Origin of the sequence: Terasakiella sp. 4MB5A, assembly GCF_050058155.1 — a bacterium.
Taxonomy (GTDB): Bacteria; Pseudomonadota; Alphaproteobacteria; order Rhodospirillales; family Terasakiellaceae; genus Terasakiella; species Terasakiella halodenitrificans.
In genome coordinates this window covers 1,263,699-1,279,305 of sequence record NZ_CP188815.1, presented here as the reverse complement: position 1 = coordinate 1,279,305, position 15,607 = coordinate 1,263,699, and the positions used below count along the sequence as shown (strand labels likewise).

Annotated in this window: 17 protein-coding genes; 1 reads left to right on the top strand and 16 read right to left on the bottom strand. The window is 47.9% G+C overall.

The window, feature by feature from the left end; translation table 11 throughout:
• Positions 1-14: 14 nt before the first annotated feature.
• From ACI0FF_RS06125 to ACI0FF_RS06100, 6 genes are all read right to left on the bottom strand, one after another.
• Entirely contained in the window at positions 15-680 is a 666-nt protein-coding gene (locus ACI0FF_RS06125) for a LutC/YkgG family protein (protein ID WP_419799238.1), read from the bottom strand.
• Complete coding sequence (locus ACI0FF_RS06120; protein ID WP_419799237.1) at positions 673-2,112, bottom strand: LutB/LldF family L-lactate oxidation iron-sulfur protein; 1,440 nt, start codon at positions 2,110-2,112, stop codon at positions 673-675. Before ACI0FF_RS06120 ends, ACI0FF_RS06125 begins: the two co-directional genes overlap by 8 nt.
• Entirely contained in the window at positions 2,109-2,858 is a 750-nt protein-coding gene (locus ACI0FF_RS06115; protein WP_419799236.1) for a (Fe-S)-binding protein, read from the bottom strand. The genes ACI0FF_RS06120 and ACI0FF_RS06115 overlap by 4 nt, the downstream gene beginning before the upstream one ends.
• Before the next feature lie 12 nt (positions 2,859-2,870).
• On the bottom strand, positions 2,871-4,256 hold the full coding sequence (locus tag ACI0FF_RS06110; RefSeq protein WP_419799235.1) for a TRAP transporter large permease: 1,386 nt from the start codon (positions 4,254-4,256) through the stop codon (positions 2,871-2,873).
• Position 4,257: 1 nt separating this feature from the next.
• Positions 4,258-4,839 carry a TRAP transporter small permease subunit gene (locus ACI0FF_RS06105; RefSeq protein WP_419799234.1) on the bottom strand — a complete coding sequence of 194 codons (582 nt, stop codon included), beginning with the start codon at positions 4,837-4,839 and terminating at the stop codon, positions 4,258-4,260.
• Positions 4,840-4,995: 156 nt separating this feature from the next.
• On the bottom strand, positions 4,996-6,051 hold the full coding sequence (locus ACI0FF_RS06100; RefSeq protein ID WP_419799233.1) for a TRAP transporter substrate-binding protein: 1,056 nt from the start codon (positions 6,049-6,051) through the stop codon (positions 4,996-4,998).
• Positions 6,052-6,338: 287 nt separating this feature from the next.
• Between ACI0FF_RS06100 and ACI0FF_RS06095 the strand changes: the two genes are divergently transcribed.
• Positions 6,339-7,136 (top strand): FCD domain-containing protein, encoded by a 798-nt coding sequence (locus tag ACI0FF_RS06095; RefSeq protein WP_419799232.1) that lies wholly within the window; start codon positions 6,339-6,341, stop codon positions 7,134-7,136.
• 5 nt (positions 7,137-7,141) lie between these two features.
• On the opposite strand, the gene mobA is transcribed toward ACI0FF_RS06095, so the two are convergent.
• The 10 genes from mobA to ACI0FF_RS06045 all read right to left on the bottom strand — a co-directional run bounded on the left by mobA (position 7,142) and on the right by ACI0FF_RS06045 (position 15,607).
• Positions 7,142-7,717 (bottom strand): molybdenum cofactor guanylyltransferase MobA, encoded by a 576-nt coding sequence (gene mobA, locus ACI0FF_RS06090; protein ID WP_419799231.1) that lies wholly within the window; start codon positions 7,715-7,717, stop codon positions 7,142-7,144.
• Positions 7,717-8,811 carry a molybdenum ABC transporter ATP-binding protein gene (modC, locus tag ACI0FF_RS06085; protein WP_419799230.1) on the bottom strand — a complete coding sequence of 365 codons (1,095 nt, stop codon included), beginning with the start codon at positions 8,809-8,811 and terminating at the stop codon, positions 7,717-7,719. Before modC ends, mobA begins: the two co-directional genes overlap by 1 nt.
• Positions 8,812-9,474 carry a molybdate ABC transporter permease subunit gene (modB, locus tag ACI0FF_RS06080; RefSeq protein WP_417819775.1) on the bottom strand — a complete coding sequence of 221 codons (663 nt, stop codon included), beginning with the start codon at positions 9,472-9,474 and terminating at the stop codon, positions 8,812-8,814. It abuts the gene before it with no gap.
• Positions 9,467-10,171 carry a molybdate ABC transporter substrate-binding protein gene (modA, locus tag ACI0FF_RS06075; protein WP_419799229.1) on the bottom strand — a complete coding sequence of 235 codons (705 nt, stop codon included), beginning with the start codon at positions 10,169-10,171 and terminating at the stop codon, positions 9,467-9,469. The genes modB and modA overlap by 8 nt, the downstream gene beginning before the upstream one ends.
• Positions 10,172-10,244: 73 nt before the next feature.
• Positions 10,245-11,234 carry a NapC/NirT family cytochrome c gene (locus ACI0FF_RS06070; protein WP_419799228.1) on the bottom strand — a complete coding sequence of 330 codons (990 nt, stop codon included), beginning with the start codon at positions 11,232-11,234 and terminating at the stop codon, positions 10,245-10,247.
• 88 nt (positions 11,235-11,322) lie between these two features.
• Entirely contained in the window at positions 11,323-11,469 is a 147-nt protein-coding gene (locus ACI0FF_RS06065; protein ID WP_419799227.1) for a hypothetical protein, read from the bottom strand.
• Positions 11,470-11,561: 92 nt separating this feature from the next.
• Positions 11,562-11,717 carry a hypothetical protein gene (locus ACI0FF_RS06060; RefSeq protein ID WP_419799226.1) on the bottom strand — a complete coding sequence of 52 codons (156 nt, stop codon included), beginning with the start codon at positions 11,715-11,717 and terminating at the stop codon, positions 11,562-11,564.
• Between the two features lie 152 nt (positions 11,718-11,869).
• Entirely contained in the window at positions 11,870-13,102 is a 1,233-nt protein-coding gene (locus tag ACI0FF_RS06055) for a glycerate kinase type-2 family protein (RefSeq protein ID WP_419799225.1), read from the bottom strand.
• 6 nt (positions 13,103-13,108) lie between these two features.
• On the bottom strand, positions 13,109-13,792 hold the full coding sequence (locus ACI0FF_RS06050; protein ID WP_419799224.1) for a DUF2927 domain-containing protein: 684 nt from the start codon (positions 13,790-13,792) through the stop codon (positions 13,109-13,111).
• A gap of 27 nt (positions 13,793-13,819) precedes the next feature.
• Positions 13,820-15,607, bottom strand: coding sequence for an ABC transporter transmembrane domain-containing protein (locus tag ACI0FF_RS06045; RefSeq protein ID WP_419799223.1), 1,788 nt, complete (start codon positions 15,605-15,607; stop codon positions 13,820-13,822).

Here is a 15,607-nt window from a genome sequence, read left to right as displayed (position 1 = left end):
TATTTTGTGCCGGTTTAGTTATTTCTGATAATCATCACGACCAGTTCTTTGGGACCGTGGACACCGTAACAAAGTTCTTGTTCAATATCCGAGGTCTTACTGGGGCCAGAGATGAGCAATGCATTAGTTGGCATGTGGGTTGTCCAATGTTCTTGTTCAATCGCCTCCAGAAACGTATTGAAAAAACGATCTTCATAGACAAGGGCGACATGAATGGGGGGAACAAGCGACAACAGGCGCGGTTCTTCACGCGTTGGCCATAAAATAAGGCTTCCCGTTTCTGCAATCGCGCCCACGGTTGTGGTCAGGCTTGCATCCACGCTGAATAGCTCTTCTTTGCAGGCTTCGATGTTTTGATCGTAGCTGCGCAGTTTCACTCCCGTATCCGTCGCCGTCCAATTGTCCGTTATTTCTTTCGCAATCGGTGAAGGTGACCCCTGCATAAGGTGGCGCACCCCTTTTTCTGTCAACAAATCAATTAAATCATGTTGGGCATTGTACAATGTTGTTTGTTTAATCTGGGTATTTACTGCCGAGGTGACTTGGCAGAAACGCTCAATCTTTTGTTCTTGCGTCCACTTTTTATCGTAAATAACTGAACTGTCCGTTACAAAATCACCTTTTGAAGGGGGTGCATTGCGCAAATTGTCTAAAATTTCCTGTTTTGCAATCTTATTCATCTTTCAAACCCATTTCTTTTGCCATCTGATGAAGTGTTTTTTTGGCAAATTTCGGTTTCACCCGCACGCTCGTCCATTCTTTCAACATAGGAGAGGCCTGCGGTAGCAAGTTACCGATTCTACTCATGGCCGTGGTTGCAACCTTATAAGTCGCCGGGCTGGCATTCATAGCAGCCCATCCCGACCAACCTGCATTTTCAAGGGTGGATGATTTGGTGCCCCGTCCTTTTAGGGGGTGTTCCCCATGTGGACAGTTCCCTGAATTCTCATCACGCAGACGAACCAGCATCTTGGCAATCGGGATTTTAACCGGACAAACTTCCACGCAAGCATTGCACAGCGTCGAGGCACTGGCATGTTCTGGATATTCATCCAACCCTTCCAGTTGCGGCGTCAGGATTTTACCGATCGGGCCGGGATAAACCCCGCCATAGGCATGACCGCCAATGCGGGTATAAACCGGGCAATGATTCATACAGGCCCCGCATCGAATGCATTGCAAGGTGTCGCGTGTCTCAGTATCGCGGTACACCTTTGATCGTCCGTTATCCAGCAAGACAAGATGGACCTCTTGCGGGCCGTCTTTTTCCCCTTCCTTGCGCGGGCTGGAGATCATATTGAAATAAGTCGTGATGGGTTGACCCGTCGCTGATCGGGTCAACAGGCTTAAGAGTGCGGGGACATCACTTAAGTTTTCCACCACTTTCTCGATCCCGGTGACGGCGATATGGACAGGGGGAACTGTCGTCACCATCCGCCCATTGCCTTCGTTTTCAACAAGACAAAGCGTTCCGGTCTCGGCCACCGCAAAATTTACGCCGGACAGGCCTGCGCCTGCCTCCATAAATTCACGACGGAGTTCTTTGCGCGCAATCGCTGTTAATTCAGCAGCATCTTCGCTGTAGGGAGTATCGGGCAAATGATCCTGAAACAGTTTGGCGATTTGCCCTTTGTTCATATGAATGGCGGGCATGACGATATGAGACGGCATTTGTCCTGCCATCTGCACAATATATTCCCCCAAATCGGCCTCAAGCGCACGAATGCCATGATCACCGAGAAAATGATTCAACTCCATTTCCTCAGACACCATCGACTTGCCCTTGACCACGGTTTTCACGTCATGGGATTTCAGGATTTCCAGAATGATCGAATTGGCCTCGTCAACGGTGCGCGCCCAATGAACTTTAATTCCGTTTTTTGTACAATTTTCTTCCAGACGTTCCAGCAATTCCGGCAATTTGGACAAGGCACGTTTTTTAATGCTTTCCCCCAGACTGCGCAGCCGCGTCCATTCATCCTCATCCGTAAACTGTTTGGCGCGTTTCCCCATCAACCCATCCATTGCCCGGCGGAAGTTGGCGCGCAGCTCGTCATCTTTTAGGGCTTTATGCACACGACCTTTAAAATCTTTGCCATTAACGAGGGTCATTTTGTACGCTCCCACAGGAATTCCGCCAAATGCTGCCCTTTGACATCGGATTTTCGATAATCAAGATTTCCGGTGATATTCATCATACAACCACAATCACCTGACACCAGTTTTTGTGCTTGTGTGGTTTCAACATCATCAGCTTTATCCGATACCATCGCCGCGGAAATTTCAGGTTGACGAACGGCAAAAGTGCCCCCGAACCCGCAACATTCCGTTTCGCGTTTCAGTTCCACCAGTTCAACATTTTCAAGCTGATTAATCAGGTCTTTGGGCTGGGAACGGACACCCATTTCGCGTTGGGAATGACACGATCCATGCCATGTCACCCGCATCGGCTCCCCTTTGTCAGTCAGCTTTATTTTCAAAACATTCAGAAGAAAGTCGCTGAGCTCGTACACCCGGTTTGCCAAAGCACGTGCTTTGTTATAATCCACGTCCCCTTCGAACAGTTCAGGGTAATGTTTAAACATCATCCCCGCACAGGACCCGGAAGGTAAAACAACAGGGATATCTTTGCTGAATAAATCAAGCTGAGCGCGCGCAACTTCACGTGCTTTATCGCGTTGACCGGAATTAAAGGCCGGCTGTCCGCAACAACTTTGTGCTTGGGGAAAGATCACTTCCACCCCTTCGCGTTTGATCAATTCGATCCCGGCGACACCGGCCTCAGGATAAAATAAATCCACAAGACAGGTGCCAAAGAAATAGACGCTTTTTGGCTTTTCAATAGGCGTACGGCTCATGCGACACACTCCTTAATTATAAGCCACCGAGGGTAACCAGGTGACGATATTGGGCCACAAGGCAACAATCGACAGACCAATCAGTTGCAGGATGATGAAAGGCACAACCCCTTTATAAATATCCATCAACTTAATCTCCGGCGGGCAAACCCCTTTCAGGTAGAACAGGGCAAATCCGACAGGCGGGGTCAAAAAGCTGGTTTGCAGGGTCATTGCCACCAACATAACGAACCAGACCAAATCAGGGTTGTCGACGACACCAAAGCCAGGAACATCCAACCCCAACGCAGATACAACAGGGGCCAGCAATGGCAGCATAATCAAGGTGATTTCGATCCAGTCCAGAATAAAGCCCAGCAAAAAGACAAAGCCAAGGATCACCAGAATAATCCCATAAGGGCCAAACGGTAGCCCCGTCAGCAGGCTTTCAATAATTTCATCCCCACCCAATTCGCGCAGAACCAAGGCAAAACAAGTTGCGCCCAAGAAAATGGCAAAGATATAAGCCGTCGTATTGAATGTTGCCTTAAGAACTTCGAAGAAAACCTTAAAGTTCAGATTGCGGTAAAAAGCAGCCAGCAAAGTTGCACCCAACGCCCCGACACCAGAAGCTTCGGTCGGGGTTGCCATCCCGGCAAAGATAGACCCAAGCACCGCAAAAATCAGGAAGATCGCGGGCATGACCGCCTTGGCGACATCCCAGATGACGTGCCATTCCAGTTCGCGCCGATCATCGGACAAGGGCGTTGCCTTCGGATTAATCAAACCATAGATCAGGATATAGATAATATAGAGCGCGCCCAGCAACAGGCCAGGGAACACTGCGCCCATAAACAGGTCACCGACAGACAAGGCCAGTTGATCTGCCATAATCACCAACATAATGCTGGGCGGGATCAAAATTCCCAAACAACCGGAAGCAGCAACCGTACCGACCGCCAATTGTTTGTTATAGCCTTGCTGCAACATCGGTTGCAGGGACAACAGACCCAACAACACAACGGATGCCCCGATAATCCCGGTGGAGGCCGCTAGAATAATTCCGATACAAGTCACGGTAATTGCCAAACCACCGCGTACCTTGCCAAATAGTTCCTGCATGGATTTCATCAGGCGTTCAGCAATCCCGGACTCATCCAACATCAATCCCATAAAGATAAACATGGGCAGGGCGACAAGAACCCAGTTGTCCATGACTTTAAAGACACGGTTGACGACAAGACCCAGGGTTAGAAAATCCAGCCCGGTCATGGTGTCAAAATACATATCGGCCAAGTAACCGACACCGGCAAACAGAACCCCGACACCACCTAAAACATAGGCAACCGGAATACCTGTAAACAAAAAGACAATAAAGGTGGCGAACATCGCCGCGACCATGATTTCATTTTCCAACATCTTAGCGTCCTTTCACGATCAAATAGGCATCGCGGAACAAGCGCGAGAAAATGGAGAGACCGAGCAGTCCAAATGACAGAGGAATAACCGCCTTGATCGCCCAACGATAAGGCAAACCAAGCGGTGCATCAGAACGTTCCCCAGTACGGAAAGAGTCAGCAACAAAATCAAGGGAATGAGAAAAAATCACCCAGATAAAAGGCAAGACAAATAACAAAATACCAATAATTTCGATAATACGCTTAGTCCGGTCCGAAAAACGGGCATGCAAAATATCCACCCGAATGTGGCTGTCGTTGACCTGTGCGTAGGACAAGCCCATCATCACACCAATGGCGTAAAGGTGCCATTGCAATTCTTCCAGCCAAATTTGACCATTGGAAAACCCATAACGCAGGGCAACGTTGCCAATAATGGCCGCAATCAACAAGGCATTCACACCACATACGGCATGACCGACGCCACGGATAAATTTATCAATTAGATCGGGGATAAGAACGTGTTTTTCGTCCTCGTGCATCTTAATCTCATCCACCTTCTCGGCGACATGAGGATGCGGGGGAAGATCACTCGGCGTGCCCATAATATGGGTTCCTCCAACTTAATGCCCCGGACTTAATCAAACGCGATAAGGGTAAAACGCGGATCGGGGCGAAATTCTTAAAAAAAAGGGGGCGCGATGTACGGGTTAAGTCCACGCGCCCCAGTCAATAAGCTCGATACGTTAGGGAGGTGTATCTTACTTACGAGGCAAGAACGCGTTCTCTTTCCAGATCGCGTAGCCCGCACGGAAAGTGCTTAGATCGTCATAAACTTTCTTAAAACCGGCATCGTTTGCAGACTCTTCGGTCGCAACGTCATCCCATGTTTTCTTGAATGTTGTCAGCATATTGTCATTCCAACGCATGATTTGTACGCCGTTTTTCTCAACGTTTTCTTTCATGGCTTCAAACTGAAGAGCTTCGCCTTCGGCAAAGGAATGCGCCATAGACGCCTTACAGACGTTTTCAACAGCCGCTTGCTGGGTTTCGTCCATTTTCTTCCATGTATCGCCGTTTACAAGCAGCTCAAACACAGTTGCCTGTTGGTGCCAACCCGGGAAGTAGTTGTATTTTACAAGCTTGTGAAAACCGAGTTTTTTATCAATGGCGGGCATGGAAAATTCTGTCGCATCAATGGCTTTTTTCTCAAGTGCCGGGAAAATTTCACCACCGGGCAACAAGGATGTCGATACACCCAACTTCTGCATCACTTTGCCACCCAGACCGAAGAAACGCATCTTCAGACCTTGCAGGTCTTCCGGCTTTTCAATCGGCTTGGAGAACCAACCAGATGTTTCAGGTGCGATGATCGCGCACGGCAGAACTTTTACATTATAGCCGCCGTTATCATACATTTCCTGATACAGCTTCATACCGTTGCCATAATACAGCCACGCCATATATTCACCGGCCTCAGGACCAAACGGGACGGCTGAGAACAACGGTGCAGCCGCCATTTTACCGGTCCAGTAACCAGCCGTCGCATAACCGGAATTCACTTTCCCTGTCGCAACGGCATCCAAAATTTCAAACGGCGCAACCAGTTTACCCGGCTCATAGACTTTCATTTTAATTGTGCCGCCGGAAACCTTATTCAGTTCCTCAGCCACACGAACAATCGGGGACCCCAGACCCGGCAGATGCGTCCCAAACGCGATCGGCGTTTTCAATAGAACTTTGCCCGCCAATGCAGGTGTCGCAGCACTCAATGTCAAAGCTGCGGCAGCAGCGGTTGCAAAAATAAACTTACGCATAAAATATAACCTCCCACGGTTATGCTTTGGTCAAAAGAAATGACCGATTAGAACAATTTAAAAGACTAGTTTTTATTTATTATTGGCATTTCGCACCACTGGGCCGAAAGCTTGATTTGATTAATTGGTTATATTTTTTACCAATTTTGTAAATAGGTAAATTTATTTTACCAATTACCACTTAGAGCTTGCGTAAGTAGTTTTGGGTATAGTGCTTTTTTCTGCTATAAGGCTTATGCTAGTGGTTAAGTTCTTCCTGCATTCCCGATGAAAGCGAATAAAGATCAATGCCTTACGAAAAAGTAAAACAAGAAAAAATCGCTGATGTTGTTGCCAAAAAATTGGAGAATAATATCCTCCAAGGTTTGTGGATCCCCGGCGACCGTTTACCGGCAGAACGTGATCTTGCCGTACAAATGGCCGTTTCCAGACCGAGTCTACGTAACGCAATTGGACAATTGGAAAAACAGGGACTCGTAGAAACCCGACAAGGCGGCGGCACCTTTGTGAAAAATTTCTTGGGACCATCCTTGACGGACCCCTTGATGCAGATGTTTCAAACACATCCTGATACCGCCAGCGATTTTGTCGAATTTCGATCCATCATTGAAGGCAACGCAGCCTATTTTGCCGCCTTGCGCTCCACTGACGCAGATCGTGAAATCCTGAAAAATTGTTTTGAAGCAATGGAACGCGCCCATCAGGAAGACGACCCACATGAAGAAGCCGACATTGATGCAGACTTCCACCTTGCCATTGCCGAAGCGTCCCATAACGTCGTGTTGCTGCACATCATGCGCGCGATGGTCAATGTCTTGCGTGAAGGCGTTTTTTATAACCGGATGCAGCTTTATACTCGACGTGGTGCACGTGATCTTCTACTCAAACAACACCGGGCGATTTATGAACCCGTCATGTCCGGGGATCCTGACGAAGCCCGCAAAGCCGCCAAAGCGCATTTGGCCTATGTTCAAGATGTCATGCGCGATCTGGAACGCGAAGAATTGCGCCAGAATGTCTCTCAACAACGTCTGGAACGTTATCTGAAAAAAGATCAAAAACGCCAAAGGAAAGCGGTGAAATAAATTCGCTACAGGCCAGCAAGATCTTCCGGTCGATTGGCATTAAAGAACGGGTCTTGCCCATCACACACCCATTCTACACAGGCGTAGCGATAACGCGACACCCACATTTTAAGCTTGCGCACATCTTCTTTAATCAACGCATGACGCAGATCTTCTTTTAACGCCATCGACCAAAGCGCAACGACGGGATGATCATAGCCCCCAGAACGGGCCATAACGATTTCCATCCCTTCTGTTTCAATCGGTTTTATCAAATTTTCCACCAGATCATGTGGCAGGAACGGCGTATCGGTCGGCACGCTTAAAATATAATCGTATCCTTGTAACGCATCCATCCCCGCCAAAACACCTGCCAAGGGACCAACAAAACCTTCGATACTATCGCCGATGACATCATACCCAAGGGAAGCAAAACGCGCCGGGTCGCCATTGGCGTTAATCACCAGACGATCTACTTGGGGTGCGACCGTTTCCAGCACGCGTTTAATCATCGGTTTTCCTTGGACTTCCCGCAGACCTTTGTCGCCACCGCCCATCCGGCTCGCTAATCCACCAGCCAGTACAACACATCCGATTTTCATCACTGCTTTCCTTTTCGTCGTTCCACCATCGACACCCCTTTGACCTGCGCATAAACCGGTTGACCTATTTGAAAATCAAACGATTTTAAGGACCGCATGGTGATACGGGCGATCAGGCGACTTTGACTGCAATCTCCAATTGACAACACAATATTGACCCGCGCCCCATCAATCACATGGATATCATTAATCCGGGCCTCCAACACATTCAGGATCGTTGTTTTGGACGGTTTGTCCACCGCCAGACTGACATCAGTGGCGGCAATGCGCAGGCGACGCACATCGCCGACATGACCGACATGACCGGGCACAAATAAATCCGCTCCGCCTATATCCAGCGCACTCAGTTGATCTTCTTGGTCAAAGGCTGATATGCGTCCTTCTAGAACGCTTGCGGTTTTGGCACTTTTGGCAATAAACAAGGTAGGGTCCGATAGCACATCCAACAAAGGACCATTAGCCCGGATACGCCCTTGTTCCATCAAAACCATATGATCGGCAAGGCGTTCGACCTCGTCCGTATCATGGGTGATAAACACAACAGGTATGGATAGAACATCACTGAGCTTTTCCAGATAGGGGATAATCTCGTCTTTGCTGAAACGATCCAGCGCACTTAACGGTTCATCCATCAACAAAATTTCCGGGGTACTCAGTAAAGCACGTGCAATCGCAACGCGCTGACGCTCCCCACCGGAAAGATTTTCAGGATGCCGATCCAGTAAACCGGATAAGCCTAGCAAATCCACCACATCATCAAAACTTGCCCCTGTGCCTTTATGGCGGCGCTTTAAAGCAAACTGCAAATTGCCTTTGACCGACAAATGATCAAACAAATTCGCATCTTGAAAAACATAACCAACCGCGCGTTTATGCGCAGGCACAAATGTATGTTCATCCTGCCAGATATGATCACCAATGCGTAAATAACCATTTTCAACATGTTCAAGACCAGCAAAACATCGCAAAACCGTGGTTTTCCCGCAGCCAGACTGACCAAACAAAGCCGTTACCCCTTGACCTGGAATATCAAAGGCGACATCCAGATCAAATTCATCCAGCTTGCCAGAAAAACGAACGGAAATATTGCTCATCTACCGCCCCTTTCTCATACGTTTCTCGCTGACCATCATAATCAGGATCACGCAAAAGCTAAACACCAGCATCCCGGCAGATAAAATATGGGCCTGCGTCCATTCCAGACTTTCCACATGGTCATAAATCGCAATGGACAAAACCTTGGTTTTACCGGGAATATTGCCACCAATCATCAAGACAACGCCAAATTCCCCGACCGTATGGGCAAAACCCAAAACCGCCCCCGTCAACAAACCGGGACGTGCCAAAGGTAAGGCCACATTGAAAAAACTGTCCAAGGGAGAAGCCCGCAACGTTGCCGCAGCCTCCAACGGTTTATGGCCCATTGCCTCAAACGCATTGCGTACAGGCTGAACGACAAAAGGCAGTGAATAAATAACCGAACCGATTACCAATCCGGTAAAACTAAAAGGTAAGCTATGACCGAAGATGGATATCGCCAATTGCCCCAACGGACTGTTCGGCCCCAACGCAATCAATAGATAAAACCCCAAAACCGTCGGCGGCAAAACCAACGGCAAGGCAACAATGGCACCGATGGCTTCCTTCCACCATGCTTGTGAACGGGCCAGCCACCATGCAAGCGGTGTTCCCAAAATCATCAGGATCAAAGTGGTCAGGCCCGCCAGTTTCAGGGTCAGAAGGATCGGTTCAATCATCCCCATATCCATATCGTGTCGTTATGGCGCGCGCGGTTTCGCCTTTCAGAAAATCAACAAATGCACGCGCTGCTGGGCTATCTTTCACCAAAACACAATCCTGTGCAATCGGCTGATAATAATGTGCCGGAACAATCCATTTATCCGGCTTATCCACCACCTGCGACAGCGCGACAAAACCGACATCCACATTTTGCGTGGCAACAAATTGATAGGTCTGGGCGATATTTTCCCCATAAACCAGTTTATCTTTTAACGCAGTGTAAAGTTTCAAATTTTGTAATGTTTCCAACGCAGCCTGCCCATAAGGCGCTGTTTTTGGGTTTGAAATGGCAAGGCGCACCAGATCACCTTGTGTTAAAACATCAGATGACGTGGCTGGATAAAGTGCCAGTTTCCCCATTGCATATGTGAAACGACTGCCCTTAACGGCCAATCCTTTTTCTTCTGCCAAACGGGGGCGTTTTTGATCTGCAGCCAAAAACACATCAAACGGCGCACCATTGACGATTTGGGTATAAAGCTTTCCTGTAGACCCAACGCTGACCAGCGCCTCATGACCGGTTTCTTTCTGAAAAGCCTGTGCAATTTCTTTCAACGGGACACTGAAATTTGCAGCCACGCCAACATGCACAGTTTCCGCATAAACAGGTGCGCCGATCAAGAGACTGATAAGAAAGACAAAAACATTTTTCATATGGCCCATCCTATCCACGTCTTTTCCCCTCAGCATTTAAGCAACCCGTTGGAGCAAAGGCAAAGGATTTCTCTTACGGTGTGACCTGGTTTTGTAAAAACTTCAAAACAAGTTGCTGCTGTTCCATGTTCAAATAAGTGAATTTTGCCATCGCCCCCATATGCTGCGCCCATTGTTCAGCATTATAGGCATCAATTTTGGGGCGCATGTGACAAATTTGACAATCGGTCTGCCAGAATTTACGGGCCATATTCTCAATCGGTTCTTTTTCCACACTCAGAGGTTCCGACAAAGAAATCCATCCGTTTTTTTGATCCGCCAAGGCAACCTGCACCCATTCTTTTTCTTGCGCTTTGATATCTAATTTCATCAAAGGAGGCAGATTTGCCAACACTTCGCTATCTGTATCAGCCTTTGCATGCACCACGACAATACCGGCAGCGTAAGCGGTTTGCGATGGTTTGATTTCCTTATTCAACCCCTTATGAAACGCCTGCATCCATTCTGCATAGATTTTATCAAATCGCGGCAATTTATGTGCAATGCCTTTATGACAATCGATACAGGACTGATCGGTTTTTGCCGCCACCCCCATCACTCGCTGCGCGCGCGGGCCTTGTTTCACCGCATGCATCGCATCATAGGAATGACAGGTCTTACATTCACGCGATCCACTTTCGCGCATATAGGTCCACACATCTTGTGCCATCAAAAGACGATGATTTTCAAACTTTTCCGGCGTATCAATCGTTCCTAACAGGTTATGCCAAACATCTTTTACCGCAAAAATTTTACGAACAATCTTTGGCACAAATTCCTTGGGAACATGGCAATCGGCGCAGCCTGCACGCACACCGGAACTGTTATGAAAATGGACAGAATCCCTATATTCAACATAAGAATTATTTTCCATTTCATGACAGGAAATACAAAATTCGGTGCGGTTGGTGTAATCCATAAAACCGTGATAGCCGCCAACGATTACCACGCACAAACCGACAATAAGGCCAACCAAAAGGGGGCGGGACGCCGAGTGCCAGACCCAATTCCAAAGACGCTTCATTGACCTCTCATTTTCCTGTCAGGATATAATATTATACCTACAAGAAAACACGAGCCCTTAACAGAAGTTTATCTGATCAAAATTAATTTCAGGAATCCCTGTATTTTATCTCATCTTCTTCTTTTTTACCGGACAATCGCTCAATAAAAGCGACAAATTGCGCCATTTCAACGCGACCAATCAATGTCCCAGGATATAACTTCAGGAGTTTTATATCTTTTTCAGAATCAAGCATGGATACCCCTTTATCTCTCTTGCAAGAAACGTAGCGCAGAGGTTGATATAAAAACAATTATTCTGAAGTTTATATCTCTTGGGAATAAAAAATCACGAACCTTTGGAAACAGGTTTAACCCATTCCTGTCCTGACTTTTCAACATGCATTTTCATCAGAAATTCCATGTACTTGGGCATTTCAGCAAGGCCGATCATAACACCGGGATTGTCCCCATTATACGGGGGTATTTGTTGGGTAACAGGCATGTGACAACTCCTTCGACATTCTGTCCGTCAGTTGTAATGAATCCCTCAAAATCGCAGGTTCGTTCTGAACCGTTTTTATGTTTTAACTCTATATGCAGTTACAAATTCTGGCAATAGGAAAAATGTGCCTATAAGTTGATTTGTTATTTATTTCATTCAATATAAATAGCCCGAAAATCATTCACATTGGTCAAAGTCGGACCGGGTGCGAAAAGATCATCCATTTCGAAAAAGAAACGATAGGATTGATTGCTGTCCAGATAATCTCTTACTTTCAATCCCTTGTCCTTGGCCCGTTGGCGTGATGTCGGATCAATCCATGCCCCGGCATTATCTTCGGACCCGTCAATTCCGTCCGTATCTGCCGCCAAGGCATAAACCCTTTCAACCCCGTCCATATGATCTAAAAGGCTGAGCAAAAATTCCGCATTCGGACCGCCTGCCCCATCTGGATTACGAATACTCACCGTTGTTTCCCCGCCACTCAGTAGCACACAAGGGGCGGAAATCGGTTGCCCATAGGTCACGATCTGCTGTGCAATCGCCCCATGCATCTTGGCAATTTCACGCGCCTCGCCTTCGATACGATCACTTAAAATCAGCGAAGAAATCCCCTTATTTGCCAAAAAATCGCATGCCGCCTGCAATGATCTTTGCGGGGTTGCAATCAATTTATAAGTGCTTCTGGCAAAACAGGGATCATCCGGATTGACGCTTTCAACCAACAGATCATCGTATCCTTCTATCCCATAACGGTTTAAAATTTCACGAGCCTCAGCACATGTCGTGACATCACCGACGGTTGGACCGGAGGCAATAACCGATGGGTCATCCCCAGGCACATCGGAAATCGCAAGGCTTAACAGTTGAGCTGGAAAACAGGCTTTTGCCAATCGCCCACCTTTAATCGCTGATAAATGTTTACGAACACAGTTCATTTCATCAATCGTTGCCCCACTCTGTAAGAGGGCCTTATTCACCGCCTGTTTCTGCACGATACTGACGCCCTCAGCCGGTAACGACAACAGGGCTGAACCACCACCGGAAATCAACGCGACGACCAAATCGTCTTCGCCCAATTCCGACACCATCTTCAATATCCGTTTTGCCGCCTGTAATCCGGCTTCATCCGGAACCGGATGGGCGGCTTCCACGACTTCAATAAACCGGGTGGGCACCTTATGGCCATAGCGGGTCACAACCAGCCCCCGCACCGGACCTTGCCACGCACGTTCAAAAGCCGCCGCCATTTTCGCCGCACTTTTACCTGCGCCGACAACAGTCACTTTACGATGACGATCATTTGGTAAATATCGTTCCAACACGACATCTGGATCAGCTGCTGAAACAGCCGCCTCAAATGCCTGTTTCAGCATATCTTTCATGTCGATTTACTTCTTATTATTTTGAATTTTTTTAACAATATCGTTAATGACCTGACGCACAATCGGTTCGGCCTGTGTCTTTGTCATGCCCACTTTTAAGCGTGGATCATAGAGAGCCTTTAGCAAAATTTGATCCGAAATCGACAATGTCGTTCTTTTGGAATTTTCGTTAAACATCGAATTTTCGATAATCGGGCTGTCGTTGGTCAAGCCGAACAACTGCACCGTCTCTTCAATCAGGCAGTGATCGGTCTTATCTGGTCGATCAGACGGAATATAGGCCCGTCCCCTTGTAATTTCATAGGTTTTCTTGGCTGATATCTTGCCATAACAATTGATCCCCTTTGCCACCTGCTTTGCCAGCACCTTTTGCGGGATAAAATTGACTATTAAATTCGGCTTATCGGTTTTTTGCGCCATGCGCATATCCAGCTTGGTCAATCGCTGGATTTGCTGCATTAAATTGAAAAAATTGGTCACTTGTTCACGGGTTAAGGTACCTGAAGGTGAATAAACGATCGGTCCTGTCCATTTGATCAAGGGTTTAGCCTCGCGCCCCGTTTTACCATGTTCATGCACAAACACGACCGCCATAAAATGATCCACCAAACCGTTCAAGGTTAAGCGTTGCGTTTCCGCCTGCGCACTGTACGACCACAGCAAAGCGAACATTATGAAGAACAATCTCATGGGCCGAACCTTTCTTTATATCCTTTCCTATTGTGGCACATCGGCAGAAAACTGCAACTTTGCCAAATGGTTGTATAGCTCACTAACTTCCATCAACTGGTGATGCGTTCCAATCGCTTGAATGCGTCCCTCGTCAATCACACAAATACGATCAGCATTCACCACTGTTGCCAAACGATGAGCAATAATCAAGGTTGTGCGCCCAACCATCAAACGTTCAAGGGCGGCTTGCACAACGCGTTCATTTTCTGCATCCAGCGCACTCGTTGCTTCGTCCAGTAAAAGAATACTTGGATCACGTAGTAAGGCCCGTGCGATAGATAAACGTTGACGTTGCCCGCCGGACAAACGCATGCCCTTTTCCCCCAGAAAACTATCAAATCCGTCAGGCAGTTTTTCCAGAAATTCCGTTGCCTGCGCGGCATCAGCGGCCTTTCGGACCTCTTCATTCGTGGCATCCGGTCGCCCATAACGGATATTTTCCCATGCATTTGCGGAAAAGATGACCGGGTCTTGCGGCACCAACGCCATGCGTTTGCGCACTTCTTCCGGGTCCGCCAACGCAATATTCACACCGTCAATAGAAACCGAACCACGTTCCACATCAAAGAAACGCAACAGGATTTGCATCATGGTTGTTTTACCTGCCCCACTGGGACCAACCAAGGCAACCGTTTCCCCCGCTGCAATATCCAATGAAATATCTTTGAGCGCTAACTCATCCGGGCGGGAAGGATAACGAAAATCAACTTGATCAAAACGCACATGGCCTGCCGGTTTTTCTGGCAAAACAAGCGGATTAAGCGGAGCTTTGATCTCGCTTTCACTATCCAGCAGTTCGACCAATCGTTCGGTTGCCCCGGCTGCACGTTGCAATTCGCCCATTACTTCACTGATGATACCGACATTAAAGGCGACCATTGTCGCGTAAAACAAAAACGCCGCGAGCTCCCCCCCGGTAATTGCGCCGTTCATGACATCACGCCCGCCAATCCACATGACGACCGCAATCGCCCCAAACACCAGTAAAATCACACTCGCACTTAAAATACTGCGCGCCTGTATTCGTTTCACCGCCGCCTGAAACGCACCTGAAACTTCACCCAGAAAACGGCGTTCATCTTCACGCTCATGGGTAAAGGCCTGCACCGTATGAATGGCGTTTATGGTTTCTTCGGCAAAGGCACCAACATCGGCCACACGGTCCTGACTTTCCTTGGAAAGGGTACGTACCTTGCGCCCGTAAATGACAATTGGGGCCACCACCAACGGCACAACAAGCAAAACGATTGCTGTCAATTTGGCGTTGGTAATGAACAACATGGCCACACCACCCAACAAATTCAAAAAATTGCGCAAGGCCATTGAGGCACTGGAACCAATAACCGATTGCAACAACGTCGTATCTGTTGTCAGGCGTGACAGAATTTCCCCTGTACGAGTAACTTCAAAAAACGCACTATGTAAGGACAGAATGCGTTGAAAGACCGCTTGGCGAATATCGGCAACAACCCGTTCCCCAATCCAGGAAACCATAAAAAACCGCAAGAACGTCCCTGCTGCCATCACGACCGCTAAAATCAACAAAAACACAAGCGCATTATCAAGCGCCTGCGGGTTCTGTGCCGTAAAGCCAGCATCAATCAGTTGCTTTAGCCCCTGCCCCAGCCCCAGTGTCGCCCCCACGGTTGTAATCAGGGCGACAAAAGCCAACAACACACGAGGTTTGTAGGGTGCAAGAAAGGAGAAAAGCCGGATCAGGACATAAAAATTCTTGCTTTTAGGACGATCCATAAGGCGCGGTGAAGAAGCCAC